This is a genomic window from Fulvivirga marina (genome assembly GCF_016775155.1).
GTDB lineage: Bacteria > Bacteroidota > Bacteroidia > Cytophagales > Cyclobacteriaceae > Fulvivirga > Fulvivirga marina.
This window is the reverse complement of the sequence record NZ_JAEUGD010000001.1, coordinates 51,443-66,221: the sequence shown is the minus strand read 5'-3', so window position 1 is coordinate 66,221 and position 14,779 is coordinate 51,443. Positions and strand designations below refer to the sequence as shown.

At 40.0% G+C, this 14,779-nt stretch carries 12 protein-coding genes; 1 reads left to right on the top strand and 11 read right to left on the bottom strand.

From position 1 onward, the window contains the following. Nucleotides 1–10: 10 nt before the first annotated feature. Together JMN32_RS00340 and JMN32_RS00335 are read right to left on the bottom strand one after the other, a co-directional pair. Nucleotides 11–1,477: a RagB/SusD family nutrient uptake outer membrane protein gene (locus JMN32_RS00340; RefSeq protein ID WP_202854280.1), complete on the bottom strand. Its 1,467-nt coding sequence runs from the start codon at nt 1,475–1,477 to the stop codon at nt 11–13. A gap of 16 nt (nt 1,478–1,493) precedes the next feature. Further along, nucleotides 1,494–4,580 carry a SusC/RagA family TonB-linked outer membrane protein gene (locus JMN32_RS00335; RefSeq protein WP_202854279.1) on the bottom strand — a complete coding sequence of 1,029 codons (3,087 nt, stop codon included), beginning with the start codon at nt 4,578–4,580 and terminating at the stop codon, nt 1,494–1,496. Between the two features lie 366 nt (nt 4,581–4,946). On the opposite strand from JMN32_RS00335, the gene JMN32_RS00330 reads away from it, so the two are divergent. Next, nucleotides 4,947–7,784, top strand: coding sequence for a ligand-binding sensor domain-containing protein (locus JMN32_RS00330; RefSeq protein WP_238354288.1), 2,838 nt, complete (start codon nt 4,947–4,949; stop codon nt 7,782–7,784). A 22-nt stretch (nt 7,785–7,806) separates the two neighbouring features. Here the strand turns inward: JMN32_RS00330 and JMN32_RS00325 are convergent, their stop codons facing one another. The 9 genes from JMN32_RS00325 to JMN32_RS00285 form a co-directional block, all read right to left on the bottom strand. Continuing rightward, nucleotides 7,807–8,205, bottom strand: a complete 399-nt coding sequence (locus tag JMN32_RS00325) for an STAS/SEC14 domain-containing protein (RefSeq protein ID WP_202854277.1) — start codon at nt 8,203–8,205, stop codon at nt 7,807–7,809. Between the two features lie 208 nt (nt 8,206–8,413). After that, nucleotides 8,414–9,361 carry an FKBP-type peptidyl-prolyl cis-trans isomerase gene (locus JMN32_RS00320; protein ID WP_202854276.1) on the bottom strand — a complete coding sequence of 316 codons (948 nt, stop codon included), beginning with the start codon at nt 9,359–9,361 and terminating at the stop codon, nt 8,414–8,416. 209 nt (nt 9,362–9,570) lie between these two features. Continuing rightward, nucleotides 9,571–9,792: a hypothetical protein gene (locus JMN32_RS00315; protein WP_202854275.1), complete on the bottom strand. Its 222-nt coding sequence runs from the start codon at nt 9,790–9,792 to the stop codon at nt 9,571–9,573. A 56-nt stretch (nt 9,793–9,848) separates the two neighbouring features. Further along, the gene (locus tag JMN32_RS27445) at nt 9,849–10,109 is read right to left on the bottom strand and encodes an Ada metal-binding domain-containing protein (RefSeq protein ID WP_262896687.1); all 261 of its coding nucleotides are present in this window, start codon (nt 10,107–10,109) and stop codon (nt 9,849–9,851) included. After that, entirely contained in the window at nt 10,099–10,821 is a 723-nt protein-coding gene (locus JMN32_RS00305) for a 2OG-Fe(II) oxygenase (RefSeq protein ID WP_238354287.1), read from the bottom strand. Before JMN32_RS00305 ends, JMN32_RS27445 begins: the two co-directional genes overlap by 11 nt. Beyond that, entirely contained in the window at nt 10,818–11,657 is an 840-nt protein-coding gene (locus JMN32_RS00300) for a methylated-DNA--[protein]-cysteine S-methyltransferase (protein WP_202854273.1), read from the bottom strand. Before JMN32_RS00300 ends, JMN32_RS00305 begins: the two co-directional genes overlap by 4 nt. 94 nt (nt 11,658–11,751) lie before the next feature. Next, nucleotides 11,752–12,840, bottom strand: a complete 1,089-nt coding sequence (locus JMN32_RS00295) for a mechanosensitive ion channel family protein (RefSeq protein ID WP_202854272.1) — start codon at nt 12,838–12,840, stop codon at nt 11,752–11,754. Between the two features lie 210 nt (nt 12,841–13,050). Then, nucleotides 13,051–14,379 (bottom strand): M23/M56 family metallopeptidase, encoded by a 1,329-nt coding sequence (locus JMN32_RS00290; RefSeq protein ID WP_202854271.1) that lies wholly within the window; start codon nt 14,377–14,379, stop codon nt 13,051–13,053. Nucleotides 14,380–14,382: 3 nt separating this feature from the next. After that, a complete protein-coding gene (locus tag JMN32_RS00285) occupies nt 14,383–14,754 on the bottom strand; it encodes a BlaI/MecI/CopY family transcriptional regulator (RefSeq protein ID WP_202854270.1) in 372 nt (123 codons plus the stop codon). Between the last annotated feature and the right edge of the window lie 25 nt (nt 14,755–14,779).

The following is a 14,779-nucleotide window of genomic DNA, read 5'->3' as shown; positions in this document are numbered from 1 at the left end:
TCACTTATTTTTAGTAATTAGCATTTTGTTTCCAGCCAGCACCAGCCAAGTCAATTTCAATCTGAGGAATGGGAAAGACTTCATGTTTTCCAGCCACAAACCCTTCAATATTTGCAGCTGCCTGTCCAGTTCTTACAAGATCAAAGAACCTATGTCCTTCACCAGCCAATTCTACCCTACGCTCCTTAAGGATCGCATCTGTAAGCGCCTGACCTGTTAAACTTAATTGATCAAGATCAGCCCTGTCTCGTACCTGATTCAAATAACTCAAGGCTTTAGAGTCATCAATCCCCCCTCTGTTGAGAGCCTCTGCTGCCATCAACAGCACATCAGCATAACGGATAGCCCTGTAATTTAGCGGGCTGGTGAGATGCACATCTCCCAGGCCAATATCAGTAGCTCTGGGGATATATTTATGGTTGTAGTACCCCGTATGTTCATACCCTTTGGTATAGGTAACTTCTTCTTCTTGAGTAGTTGCAAAGGTTTCAATGTCAAGGATAGTGGGCTCAAAACGCAGATCGCCAGCCTCAAAAGCATCGACAAGGTCCTGAGTAGGCACATTAAAACTAAATCCATCTGCGTATATAGGCCCATTATATCCTCTTATACCATTGAAACCCACAGCAACATTACCTTCTACACATTGCAGGCAATCAAAGCCAGCACCTTCTTCATTCGAATACTGGATCTCAAAAACCGACTCTATGTTGTTTTCGTTTTGGGTCAGGAAAAGTGTACTGTAATCATCAAACAGATCATACACCCCCAGGCTAATCGTCTGCTCCAAGGCATCGGATGCCTCTGCAAATTCATCCTGATATAAGTGTGTTTTACCAAGCAGTGCTAATGCTGCTCCTTTGGTAACTCGACCTAACTGTGCTGGAGTTACGCTCAGATTAGCTACGGCATATTCAAGGTCTTTCTCAATTTGGGTATAAACCTCAGATTTGGGTGAACGCGATATAGAACTGAGCCCTTCAAAGGTTGCCCTTTCATCAACAATAAGAGGAAGGTCACCAAAAATCTTAACAAGTTCAAAATAGTAGTATGCCCTCAGAAAAGCTGCCTCTGCTAATATCTGTTCCTTACCTTCAAAGTTGATCTTGTCTTTGTTCTCAAAAATGTAGTTGGTACGACTTATACCTGCATACATCCAAGACCATATATTTCGTAACTGATCATTTACAGCACCGTGCCGCATGTCATCTATTTCCTGAAGTGCAATTACATCATTGGCATTTTCTCCTCCAGCCAGTGTATTGTCTGAGGCAATATCCCCTATCCAAACATTGATGTACGAAGCCTGTAGTAAATCATAAGCTCCAACGAGTGCGTCCTCATAGTCTTGCGGTGAATTAAAATAGTTATCCGCGTCAATTGTTGCTTCCGGGTCAATATCCACGTAGTCATCGCTACAGCCAAAAAAAGCTAACTGACAAATTGTCACAAGGATATATTTCAAATATCTTTTCATATTGATAATCATGATATTAGAACATTAAATTTAAACCTAACATGTAAGTGCGTGGCTGAGGGTAAAAGCCATAGTCAATCCCTGAAGAAAGGGCTTCCCCACTAGATACATCAGGATCATAGCCTCTGTATTGGGTATAGGTGTATAAGTTATTGACTGATGCATATACCCTAAACTTGTTAATTCCAACTTTCTCAGTGAGTTCAGTCGGCAATGTATAGCCCAGTTGAATATTCCTGACCCTTGCATATGAGCCATCTTCAACATAATAGTCAGAGATCAGATTATTGTTATTAGCCCCCGTAGTCACTTTTGGGTCTGTATTGGTAGTGCCCTCACCAGTCCATCTCTCCAAAGTATAGGCAGACTTATTAGTCAATGGGAGAAAACGGCTATAGTTTCTCAGAATATCATTACCAATGGATGAATAAATATTAGTTGAAAAGTCAATATTCCTATATTTCACACTTAAACTAATACCCATTGTAACATCAGGTATCGGTCTACCAATCAGCATTTTATCGTCATTATTATCAAGTTCCACTACACCATCTCCATCTCTATCTTTATATTTAAGATCACCTGGTGTTGCATTTTGCTGCTTGGCGTGCTGATCAATATCTTCCTGACTTTGAAAAATCCCCTCCGTTTCCAGTCCGAAGAAATAGCCAATAGGATACCCCACTTCGAACCTGGTTGCGGTCTGACCTATCCCAAAGCTTCCTCCTGGAATAAAGTCTACACCATTTGCTAATTCAACAGTTTCATTGGTCAATGTGCTCAGATTATAGTTGATGCTGAATTGAACATCATTACTGATCTCACCATTGTACCCAATAAGGAATTCAAAACCCCTGTTATCAATAGTTCCTGCATTGATATATGGTGCAGCACTGCCGGGAGCTCCGGAGCCCAGAAGCCCTGATACCTGTGGCTGAAGCAATAGATCTTCAGTACGTTTCACAAAGTAATCAACAGAAGCAGATACCTTCCCTTCAAACAAACGGAGGTCGAAGCCGACATTGCCTTGCTTAAGCTGCTCCCACTTCACATCAGGGTTAGATATCCTGCCAAGTGCACGGCCTGTAACCAGTTCTCCATTCAGCACATAAACACCTTCACCATTGAGTAAGCCCCTGTAAACAAAGTCCTGAATCTTGTCATTGCCAGACACACCATAGCTGGCCCTGAACTTAAACAGGTTAATGAAGCTCACATCAAAAAATGACTCGTCAGAAACTATCCATGCAGCGGATAGTGAAGGAAAGTACCCCACTCGGTTATTCGGACCAAAACGGGTAGATGCATCTCTCCTAACGATTAATGACAGTAGATAGCGGTTTTCATAATCATATTGTACCCTTGTAAAGTATGACAACTGCCTGAAATCATATTGATATGAAGAGGCATTGTTATCATCATTATTAGGGTCTGCAGCAGAAATGTCTGCAAAATCATATGAGTTGTTAGGGATATCAAATGCTGTACCTGTCAGTGACTCCCCTCTCTCCTTTCTTAGTGACATGCCCAGCGTCACATCAAATCCATGTTTGTCATTTAACCTCTTCTTATAGTTCGCAAACGTTTCCCATATATTATCATAAAAAATTTGCTGGGTTTCCGATACTGAATTAAATACTGTCTGTACTTCTGAATTGGTCAGGGTATCCAGTTTGGTAATCGGGTCAAGGTCGGCATTTAAAGTATTGTTTTGAACTTTGTTTTGACCATAATATACATAAGGGTTAAATGTCTTATTTCTCACATTAGCATAGTTGTAACCAAAGCGTGTAGTTACGTTCAGGTCATCAAGTATGTCATAGGTCAATGACAGCTTACCGGTAAGTTTATCCACCCTGTTCCGGTTAAAGGTATTTGCAATCTGAGCGAGGGGGTTGATCACCTCTGAGCCCAAGCCGTCGGCTAAGGTAAAGTTACCATCCTGGCCGTAAACTGACATCGTTGGTGCCATATTGATGGTATTATACAACACTGATGCCTGGCCATTTTCTGGCAAAGTGCGCCTTGTCTCATTTGCATATAAAAGTACATTTTGGAAGGTCAGTTTATCGGATAGTTCTGTATTAAAATTCATCCTCATATTGTAGCGCTGAAAACTGGCCTTATCGCCGCCTACAATACCTTCCTGATCAAAGTATGAACCTCCAATGGAATAAGTTGTTTTCTCACCTCCTCCATTTACAGACAGGTTGTAGTTTTGAATCGGTGCACGGCCAAAAACTTCATCCTGCCAGTCGGTACCTTCCCCCAGGTTTACATTAGTAAATGGAGGGGTTTGCCCACCGTTGGCGTAAGCTTCATTAACCAACACTGCATACTCCGTTGCGTTAAGCAGTGGCAGCTTTCTGGAGGTTTCCTGTATACCATAATAAGAGTCAAATGAAAAACGAGGCTCTGCATTTTGCTTTCCCTTTTTGGTGGTTATCAAAATTACTCCATTGGCAGCCTGCACCCCATAAATAGAAGCTGAGGCATCTTTCAATACGTTTATAGACTCAATGTCATTTGGGTTTAATGCACTGAGACCATCTACTGAATAAGGTACATCATCTACAAGCACAAGTGGGTTATTATTTCCATTTGTGGTTATACCTCTAATCCTGATATTTGCAGAGCCTCCGGGGGACCCAGAAGCAGTAGTAACATTTACTCCGGCCATCTGACCTTGTAGGGCCTGCTCTAACCTTGTGGGGTTGAGTGCCTGAATCTCTTCGGCCTGCACTACTGATACGGCTCCGGTAAGTTCTTTTTTAGTAGAGGTACCATAACCGATCACTACAACTTCATTAAGTGCTGTAATATCCGGCGTGAGTACCAGTTCTATAGTAGAGCGGTTTTCTACCCTGATCTCCTCAGTAACATATCCGATAAAGCTAAAAATTAAGGATGCGTTTTCGGGGACTTTGAGTCTGTAGTTACCACTAATATCGGTAACCGTTCCCTGGCTGGTTCCTCGAACCAGTACGTTTACCCCTGGCAGCGGCTCGCCAGTTTCATCTTTCACTGTACCAGACACTACACTTTGCCCATGAGAAAGCATAGCAATGAACAGTAAAAGTACCGTTAGTAAGTAGTTCTTCATATTGTTAAATTAGTTGAGGGTTTATGAAATGGATTTAATCCTATTTCTGGTCATCAAGGAAGACGAAACCTCTCTCAAAGACAAAAAACATACTACATCATAACTACATCAATGCTACTTTTGGGTTTTATCAAAACTTCATCAAAACAACTATAAATAAGCCCATTATAGCCAATAAACGTATTAAAAACGTTTCCTAAACCATGTACCACCATTACTTCACTATTCTATTCTAAATACATCATTAATTTTTTACCTTTAAAAATCAACAACTGTATTGACGCCCCACTCATGACTAAAAACTTTCTGTTGATTTGTTTAATCTTATGTTGTTTTTCACCAAACGGCCAGACCCAAAATTATGACTTGGGACTGCCATTTATAAAATACTATTCCACTAGGGAATATAATGGAGGAATACAAAACTGGGCACTGGCTCAAAACAAGTATGGCCTCATATATGTAGCCAATAACTTTGGTGTTCTCGAATTTGACGGCTCTTCATGGAATATATTTACCCAAAGCAGTGGCAGCAAAGTAAGACACATCTCAATAGGCCCTGATGGAAAGGTCTATGTGGCCAGTCAGGGTGACTTCGGATACCTGTTTCCTGACGGCTTAGGTAAGCTCACATACACATCACTTGCAGATAGCCTCCCGTCTGATTTTAGAAATTTTGATGAGGCATGGCGTGTATTTCAAGACCATGACCGTCTGGTATTCTGCACTTTTCAGCAGATATTCATTTATCACCCTGATGGAAAGATTGATATTATAGACCCGGAGCTAGCTCCGGAGAACTTCTTCTACACCAATCACCAGCTTTATATCAACCAACTTGAAGCAGGCCTCTCTTATCTTGATGGTACTTCATTAAAAATACTTCCTGGAGGTGAAAGGCTTCGAGGTATGACAGTTACAGGATTACTGAACTTACCGAATAATGAGCTTTGGGTCGCTACATTACATAATGGCATTTTTATTTATGATGGGAGCGACTTTGTGCCTTGGAACATAAAAAACAACAACACTTTTAAAAGCTCAGCTATCAACTGTGCTCTGCGCTTAAGGAATGGAAATTATGCATTGGGATCACAAAACAACGGGCTGTATATAGTTTCTCCCAAAGGTGAAATACTTCTCAACCTGAACAAAACCAAGGGGCTCAATAACCGCACGGTACTCAGCCTTTTTGAAGATGCTCAAAACAACCTTTGGCTAGGGCATAATAATGGTATTACATACATTGAACTGGACATGCCCTTCACCTATATCAATGAACAGGTTGGACTACCCGGAACAGGATATGATGGTTACCTTGACAACAGTACGCTTTATCTGGGCACAAATAACGGGCTTTATGTAAAAAAACTAAACGAAGACAGTGGCAAGAACTACCAGTTTTTAGATAATACTGAGGGCCAGGTATACAGCATCAATAAAGTAAAAGATCATTTGCTTGTAGGACATCATAATGGAGCTTTCCTGCTAAGAGATAAGTCTGTATCAAGAATTTCTGATGTTTTAGGCGCCTGGACCTTTTTAAGGTTAAAAGATAGGCCTGAGTATATTATTGAGGGAACTTATAAAGGACTTGTGCTATATAGGGAAGTAGGTGGCAGTATAGTGTTCCAACATAAAATAAAAGGGTTCGATGAATCATCCAGGGTTATGGAGCAGGATGAGGGTGGGGATATCTGGATGACCCATGGATACAAGGGTGTTTACAGACTCAAGCTAAATCACAGCATGGACTCCATATCATCGGTAAAGTACTACGGCACTGAATCAGGCCTTCCTTCAAATGTACTCATCAATGTATTCAGAATACATAATAGACTGGTGTTTACTACTGAAAACCAGATCTATCGATATGATAAGGTGTCGGATCGTTTTGTGGTAGATGATTTTTTTAAAGAATTTTTTAACAACGATCCAGTTATTGCCCTCGCAGAGGACCCTTACCAGAACATCTACTACATGACCATCCAGGAGATCGGGATACTAGAAAAGGATGCCAGTGGTGAATACCATAAGAAAACCAGCATTTTTAACAAGTTGGAGGACATGCTAAATGATGACCTGCAAAATGTGTCCATCCTCAGCGCTAACCAGGCACTCTACGCAGCCAAAGAAGGTTTTGTACTCTATACCGCAGGCTCGGCAAACATTACTGATCACCCTTTTCATACTCTTTTAAGAAAGGTTAACCTTACAGGCAACAGCAGTGCGCCCCTCTTTCACGGTCACTACATTAATAATGGAGAGGTAACGAATAAACAGCCTGAAACGTACATCCAAAAGATACCTTACGAACAGAATTCAATTCAGTTTAGCTACAGCGCAACCTTTGTAGATGGCCTTGAAAAGACCGTATACCAATACTGGTTAGAAAATGGAGAAAAAAGCTGGAGCGACTGGACAAGTAGAACAGATAAAGAGTATACCAACCTACACGAAGGTATATATACCTTTCATGTAAGGGCCAAAAATATTTATGGTAAAGTCAGCGAAGCTACTTCATATAAATTTATTGTATTGCCACCTTGGTATCGAACAAGGTTCGCATATATCATCTATACAGGCATAATCCTCACTTCTTTATTCATAGCTTTTTATCTCTTTGACAAAAAGCACAAGCTGGAAAAGCACCAATTAACCATAAAGCAGGAAAAGGAATTACATAAAAAAGAGACTGAAATAGAATCTATCACCAAGAAATCTGAAGAGGAAATACAGCGCCTCAAAAATGAAAAGCTGAAAGCTGAAATAGATAGTAAAAACAAGGAACTGGCAACGTCTACCATGCATCTTATCAATAAGAATGGTTTCATTGCCAGTATAAAGAGCAACCTAAGCAGTATTTCAAAAAGAAGCAAGAACCAAGAGGTCAAGCACGAATTGAAAAAGATCATTGGCAATATAGACAGGAATATTTCTCAGGATGATGACTGGGAACATTTTGCCTTTCATTTTGACCAAGTACATGGTGATTTCACTAATAGGCTAAAAGAAACATTTCCTGATTTGAGTCCTCAAGAAATGAAGTTAAGTGCCTATCTACGTATGAACCTTTCTACTAAGGAGATTGCTCACCTGCTGAATATATCCGTGCGGGGCGTTGAAATAGCACGGTACCGGCTTAGAAAAAAATTGGGGCTTGACCGGTCGGTCAACTTACAGGAGTTTATTCTCAAGTTTTAAATGGCCACAGGCCTTCTTTATCTTATTTCTCCATAAGAAATTCGATAGCGCTTTCTTCATCCTGTACAATCTTGAAAGGCATATCAAACTTATTAACTACCGATAAGATCATATTTAGGTAGTATCGTTTAAACACATTTCCGCTAGTAATTACTGCGGCACGCTTACAGCCAGCATTAATGGCAGCAGGCACCATCTCTGCTTCAAACCATTTTCGGTTCTCAGGAGAAACCACACCTTGTTCCCTAGTATCTGACAAAAACCTCGTGGTCTTGTGATCTTCAGCCCATTCCAATAATTTCAAAAAAGGCAGTTTATATTCCTCGGTCTTTGGATTGCCTTGCCATATTACTTTACCTATGTATCTTTCCGGATCATATGTAACTCTGGCATAGGGTTCATTCATCAATTCTTTTTCCATAACATTTTCCTTTTTGCTAAAACGTTTACATTCAAAGCGTAAATATGTTAATATATGAACAAATAAGAAATCATCACCAATAATCCCTTTGTCAATAGAGAACGATCAAACCTGCCTAATAGTAACCGGACTTCCATACGAAAGCATAAAAAAAAGCCCGTCATCTTACGATAACAGGCCCTTATCAATCTACCACGTAAATAAAAAATCAATTTGTATCCACAAGCTCTACCTCATAAACAAGCGGTGAAAACGGCAAGACTCTGGTCAGCAAAACCTGGTCTTGAATAAGCTCTTCACGAACCGAAGCCGGAAAAACCTGAATACTACCACCAAATGCTAGTTTGGATGGCATAATCAAAGTAGATTTCCCTCCCTCTTTCATTTTAAGTATTCCCTCCTTCAAGCCTTTTACTATGTATCCGCCATTCAAATCAATAATTACAGGCTGGCTGGGGTTTGTCTTATCTACCAGCGTACTGTCAAGATATCGACATTCATAGTGAATTTTTACCCTGCTTTGGCTGGTAGGCTGGATACCTGTACCTTGTATTTTTTGATTGTAAATAAGCCCGGAGCTAAGCTCCTCTTTATTGGTAACTGCATTTGAGGTCAGGTATTCACCTAACGCTTTCACTTCCTCACTATTACGCTCCTCAAGGGTCTGAACATCAGCAACCTGAAGCTCTATGATAAAGATAGAATTAGCATCAAAATCATCTGACTTATACTCTCCATAAGCCAGACTAGAAGGTATATAAAACCTGTACTTCTCTCCTTCTTTCATTAAATGAACGGCATAATCCAACCCTAGAGGTATTACACTTCGATAGTCATGCAAAAACATAACCGGCGCTAATGAATCAGTCGTCTTCTCCAATAGCTTTCCTTCCAACGTCTTGATATCATAAAAAACAGAAATGATATCATTAGTCTTCACAGTTCTTCCTTGAGCATTTTCACCTAAGACTTCATAATAGATACCACTGGCATCCTTTGTTGCCGAGATATTATTATCGGTCAAGTATTTGGTTATCTTTTCATCCTCTTCCCTTCTCCAACGCTCAAGCTGAGTTTCCTCTTCTTTACAAGAAGTAAAAAACGAGATTAACAGTGACATCCCTATCACATAAGTAATCGGTCTAATTGTTATCATATTTATTCATAAGTTTTACTACAATATGACACACTTAACTACCTCAGAGTTGGAAAAGTTAAATAAAAATAAGACCGAGAAGGCTCAAAAAAAGCATAAATAACTATGCATCAGGAATAAATAATGAGTAAATATTTTCAGAAAAACAAACAAGTTTAAACATGTATCAGTTCATAGTTCTAGTCACTGCAACTAAAGACTATAGTGCCCTACTCCTTGAGTTCTTCACAGCGAAAACCGAGTTCCGTTAAACTGGCAATCACCGCGTGAGTCTCGATACCACTACTTACAATCCTAAGAATATGATCACAATCCTGGAAATCTATATTCCAGTCTGCAATATCCTCTGTAGTATCCAGCATTTCTGCTAAAGAAGCAACCTGCACCGAGTCCGTTACATTGGTTTTAAATACAAGTACATTATCAATCATTGATGTCCCCATCTTAGTCCGATTTTTTCCTGTTACCAATTATTGTTATACGATTACTATAGAGTTTTGATTTTAAATTTGTTTAAAACTTTATGATCTCGTTGCCAGAAAACGAACTTTTCTCTCATACAGCGACCACAAGGCCTGTAACCAAGTTCTACAGCTTCTCTTTCACTAACAAAAAACACCCTGTTCTCCATTTTCATACGCTTACCCGATGCGCAATCCAAGGTACCATAAATTTTTAATTTCCGGTTTCCGGCAAATCGAACTGTTCCTGCCAGTATCAACCTGATTACGGATACTCTATTTAGCATCATGAAATATTATACCCACGGTTACACGCTCTCCCCACTTTACACGACTTACACCATGTCTCATCGCAACCCTATAGTATCCACGATTGCCTTTTACAGGTCTATAGTTGGTAGTAAAAATCAAAACATCACCCCTACGTGGCTGCAACACTTCCACTTTTGACTGCGCTCGGGGTCGTTGTTCGGTCATCACAAACTCCCCTCCTCCAAAGTCTTCATTAGGCTGACTCAGAAATAGCACTACCTGAAACGGAAAGTAAATATCCCCATACAAATCCTGATGCAATGTATTATAGCCACCCTTTTCATACTTCAATATCAGTGGTGTAGGCCTTTGCTGTCCAGCTTGATGGCAATAGCCTAAAAGACCTCCATGGTCCTGCGGGTATTCAGTACCTGTTTGCATCTCCCGAACAAACTTATTGGCTGTAGGTACCAAGAAAGGGTATATTATAGTTCTGAGTTGGTTAACAATGTCAGGCAAAGGATACCTGAAATACCGATAGGTTCCCTCGCCAAAACGGTACTTACTCATATCTATAGTACTACGATAAAGGGGATCACAGGAATATAAGGCCTTTAGATTATTGCACTCTTCAGTGGTAAGCATATTCTCCAAATGAGAAAACCCTTTGTGGCACAGTTCTCCATCAATATGTAACCAGTCCTGAGCATTAACACGCTGCAATAAAGTGAAGGAAGTCTCCATCATACCACATGTTCCTCTCCAAATAGTTGAGCTGACTCCCACCCTATTATTGCCATCTTGCGTTCTTTCCCCCAACGATACTCCCCAATACCTCCTACTCTTTTTATCACCCTATGGCATGGAATGAGATAACCTACCGGATTACGCCCTATACTGGTTCCTACCGCTCTTTGTGCTGTTGGCTGTTTGATTTGATTGGCTATTTCTCCATACGATACAAGTGCCCCTTCTGGGATTTTAAGAAGAGCCTCCCACACTTTTAACTGGAAGTCAGTCCCCTTCAGGTGTAGTCTAACTTTATCAGCACTTTCAAGGTTTTTAGCAAAAAACTTTCTGACCGTCTCATGATCCTTATCCTCACCAACCACAAGCTTTGCCTTTGGCCATAAACTCTTAAGTTCCTCAACAACTTTCTCTTCCTGATCAAAAAAGAGCAAATTGCACACACCTTTCCCTGTAGAAGCTATCAGGTAGTTGCCAAACAGGCTTTCATTGACACTGTACTTAATAAAAAGGTTTCCTCCCTGATTTTTGTATTCTCCAGGTGTCATGCCTTCAATATTTACAAACAGATCGTGCAACCTGCCAGAACCGGAAAGCCCGGTTTGAAAAGTTGTTTCCTCCAGAGATTGCTTTTGAGAAAGTATACTTTTGGCATGCTCCAGACTAAGGTATTGTAAAAATTTCTTGGGAGACACCCCTGCCCATTTTTTAAAAAGTCTTTGAAAGTGATAGGGACTTAAGTGTACGCTCTCAGCAATTTGCTCCAGTGTAGGCTGCTGCTTAAAATTAACTTTAATGTAATTGATTGCCTGGGCTATACGCTGATAATCTGTCATATCTAATATTATTTACAGATACAAATCTAACCGCTGGATCAGCCGGAAAGAACCCGATAATTGCTATTAATTAAAAATCTTTATCACATCAAGCTTAAATGGTGGTTGCAGGACTGACATCATTCCCATCTTGCCCTTCATTATGTAAAAAGAGTGTACGTGTAGGGTATGCAATAGAAACACCTTTCTTTTCAAACTCTTCAAATATTCTATAATTGATAGCCTGCTGTCTATCCATGTATACATTATAGTCTGCACTCAACACATAGTATACTACCTCAAAATCAAGACTAGAATCGCCATACTTCTGAAAATGTGCTCTGTCAAACTCCACATCGGGCTGCTCCTGTATAGTGGACTTCAATAATTCAGGTATTTGTTTTAGCAATTGATATGAAGTCTGATATACCACGCCTATTTTAAATACCACTCTCCTCCTCTCCATTCTTTTATAGTTATGTATCCTGGATTTAGTCAAATCACTATTTGCAAATACCAACTGCTCACCACTAAGACTCTTCAATCGAGTTGTTTTCACCCCAATGTATTCAACTGTTCCAAGCTTATCATCTACAATAAGAAAATCTCCAACTTCAAATGGTCTATCAAAAAATATGACAAAATAATTAAACAAATCTCCCAGGATATTTTGCGCTGCCAATGCAATAGCGATACCTCCTACACCAAGGCCGGCAACAACAGCCGTAACGTCATACCCCATGTTATCAAAAAAGAAGAGCAGACCAACAATCCAGACCATAACATTGATGATAATCATCAACCCTCCAAGCTGCTTTACTTTCTCTTCACCATTCTCCTGTTTTCTAATGTATACCCGAAAAAGCCTGAGTATTGTAGCGGATACAAACCGAATAACCATGTAGGTAATCACCACTGTCATGGCAATAGTAATAACATTATCCAAGCGAACAGAAAGATTGAGGTATTTTAATGATGTATAAACAACTGTCGCATATAAAGCAGGCATCCCAAACATAGTAACTGTATCAATAATATAATCATCAATATCGGTACTTGTCTGTGCTGCCCAATACTGCAACTTCTTAAGCAATGTTCGCTTGAAAATTTTGACTATGATTAATCCTAACAAAATAGACCCGAGAACAATTGCATAATCCTGAAACGTGTTATTCATGTAGGTTTTTTCCCAAAATTCGCTCATTACTTCTGATATATTTATAAAACTTTTGCTTACTCAATAATATAATGCGTTAATGGCTAATTTGTTAAATCGTCTCGATATTTTAGCTGCTTTTCATATTGAGTCGATAAAATTATCGTATAAAAAAGCCCCACATCGGGGCGTAGCTAGTTCGCATCAATGTGGGGATTCCATCAGAATGATGAAGTACCATTCCTGATCCAAATCTGTTCACTCCATAAATAGTCTGGGGTCTACCGGTTTGCCATTTTCATGAACTTCATAGTGTAGGTGGGGCCCTGTAGACTGACCTGAATTACCTACATAGCCTATCACCTGCCCCTTTTTCACCTGATCCCCTACCTGCGATTCCATTTTCTGCAAATGAGTATACTGCGTTTGATAAATTTCTGAATGCCTGATCTGAATATAATTACCCCGATCTTTGACATTGGTAGATATAACCACCTCTCCATCTGCCGTAGCGTACACAGGTGTACCCTTTTTAGCCGTAAGGTCAATACCCGAATGCAGCTTCTCCTCTTTAAGCAAGGGATGCATTCTGATACCAAATTCGGAAGTTACCTTGAGTAGTTCTTCCTTATCCAAAGGAAAACCTGAGGGTCTAGTATCTGTTTCAATCACGGCTACTATAGGCGTAATAGATTCCTCCAGGGGCGCACGTAATTCTGCCCGGGTGTTCATGGCAACCAACCCGGCAGCCATTGGGATAGCACCTAAAAGGGCTATCCTCATCCAATTTTGAGTTTTCTGTTTTTTCATCATTGTAATCCTGTTTTTAAGTGGTGTAGCAAAATGTGTTGTTATTGGAGACTTGATGCTACTTTCAAGTGCGTTTGAAATAAGTAATGACTGATATTTAAGCGGGTCGACACATCGTGAGAGCACCGCCCGGTCCGCCAGATACTCTAAATTGAGACGGACAGATTTTTTATAGATATAAATAATAGGGTTGAACCAAAATAATATAGTAACAAGCTCAAGCATAATGACATCAATAAAGTGTCGCTTTTCAACATGTTCCAATTCATGATATAAGATCTCCTGAGGAACACTATCCCATTTCTTAGGTATGAAAACCCGGTTAAACAATGAGAACGGCTGATCAATATGAGGACTCCTGTATACCTTAAATTTTGCCAATTCGACCTCTTCGCATCCTTTAGCCAACCGCCCTACGCTAACAAATGACCAGATAAACCTTATCAAAAAGAACCCGCACACTATAAAGTAAAGCGTGGAGAGCCAGGGGATTTTGGTTGTGGTGGTCTGCTGCACACTCACTATTCTATTTTGAAGCGTATCAACGGTAATGAGGATCTCAGAAGCATATGACTCAAGAGCGCTCTCATTTTCAGCCCCAACACTGCCTTTTACATCCACAAAATGGCGAGTGAGCGGTACAAGCAGGCAAAAAATAAGTGCCCCAAACAGATACCATCTATTCAGGTTGAAAAAAGTAGTTCTCCGAAGTACCACAAAGTAGTATAGCCAAAAACCCAACAAGCCTGTACTCGCCAATATCAAATAAAATACCATAGCTTATGAGTTTTGCTTTTTTATCTCCTTATCAATCTCAGCTTTAATTGCTTCCAACTCTTCAACCGTCATGTCAGTATTTGAAAAGAAAGTAGCGAAACCTTGCCACGAGTTTCCAAAAAATCTGGTAAGCATACCTTTCAGCTTCGTTTTAAAATAGTCCTCTTTTCTAATCAATGGGTAATACTCATGAACCTTTCCGTAGGTATTATAGGCTATGAATTTTTTTTTCACCATTACCCTAAGCACGGTAGATACGGTAGGATATGCCGGTTTGGGTTCCGGCAAAGCATCAACTATGTCTTTAAGATAGCCTTTACCCATTTGCCAAAGCACTTGCATAATGGGCTCTTCTGCTTTAGTTAGTTCATTCATACTTCAAATCTATAATTATATTTAT

Excerpts from the sequence above, each read along its gene's own strand:
- JMN32_RS00340 (WP_202854280.1), bottom strand. The coding sequence starts at position 1,477 with ATGAAAAGATATTTGAAATATATCCTTGTGACAATTTGTCAGTTAGCT.
- JMN32_RS00335 (WP_202854279.1), bottom strand. The coding sequence starts at position 4,580 with ATGAAGAACTACTTACTAACGGTACTTTTACTGTTCATTGCTATGCTT.
- JMN32_RS00325 (WP_202854277.1), bottom strand. The coding sequence starts at position 8,205 with ATGGAAAAAGAATTGATGAATGAACCCTATGCCAGAGTTACATATGAT.
- JMN32_RS00320 (WP_202854276.1), bottom strand. The coding sequence starts at position 9,361 with ATGATAACAATTAGACCGATTACTTATGTGATAGGGATGTCACTGTTA.
- JMN32_RS00315 (WP_202854275.1), bottom strand. The coding sequence starts at position 9,792 with ATGATTGATAATGTACTTGTATTTAAAACCAATGTAACGGACTCGGTG.
- JMN32_RS27445 (WP_262896687.1), bottom strand. The coding sequence starts at position 10,109 with ATGCTAAATAGAGTATCCGTAATCAGGTTGATACTGGCAGGAACAGTT.
- JMN32_RS00305 (WP_238354287.1), bottom strand. The coding sequence starts at position 10,821 with ATGATGGAGACTTCCTTCACTTTATTGCAGCGTGTTAATGCTCAGGAC.
- JMN32_RS00300 (WP_202854273.1), bottom strand. The coding sequence starts at position 11,657 with ATGACAGATTATCAGCGTATAGCCCAGGCAATCAATTACATTAAAGTT.
- JMN32_RS00295 (WP_202854272.1), bottom strand. The coding sequence starts at position 12,840 with ATGAGCGAATTTTGGGAAAAAACCTACATGAATAACACGTTTCAGGAT.
- JMN32_RS00290 (WP_202854271.1), bottom strand. The coding sequence starts at position 14,379 with ATGGTATTTTATTTGATATTGGCGAGTACAGGCTTGTTGGGTTTTTGG.
- JMN32_RS00285 (WP_202854270.1), bottom strand. The coding sequence starts at position 14,754 with ATGAATGAACTAACTAAAGCAGAAGAGCCCATTATGCAAGTGCTTTGG.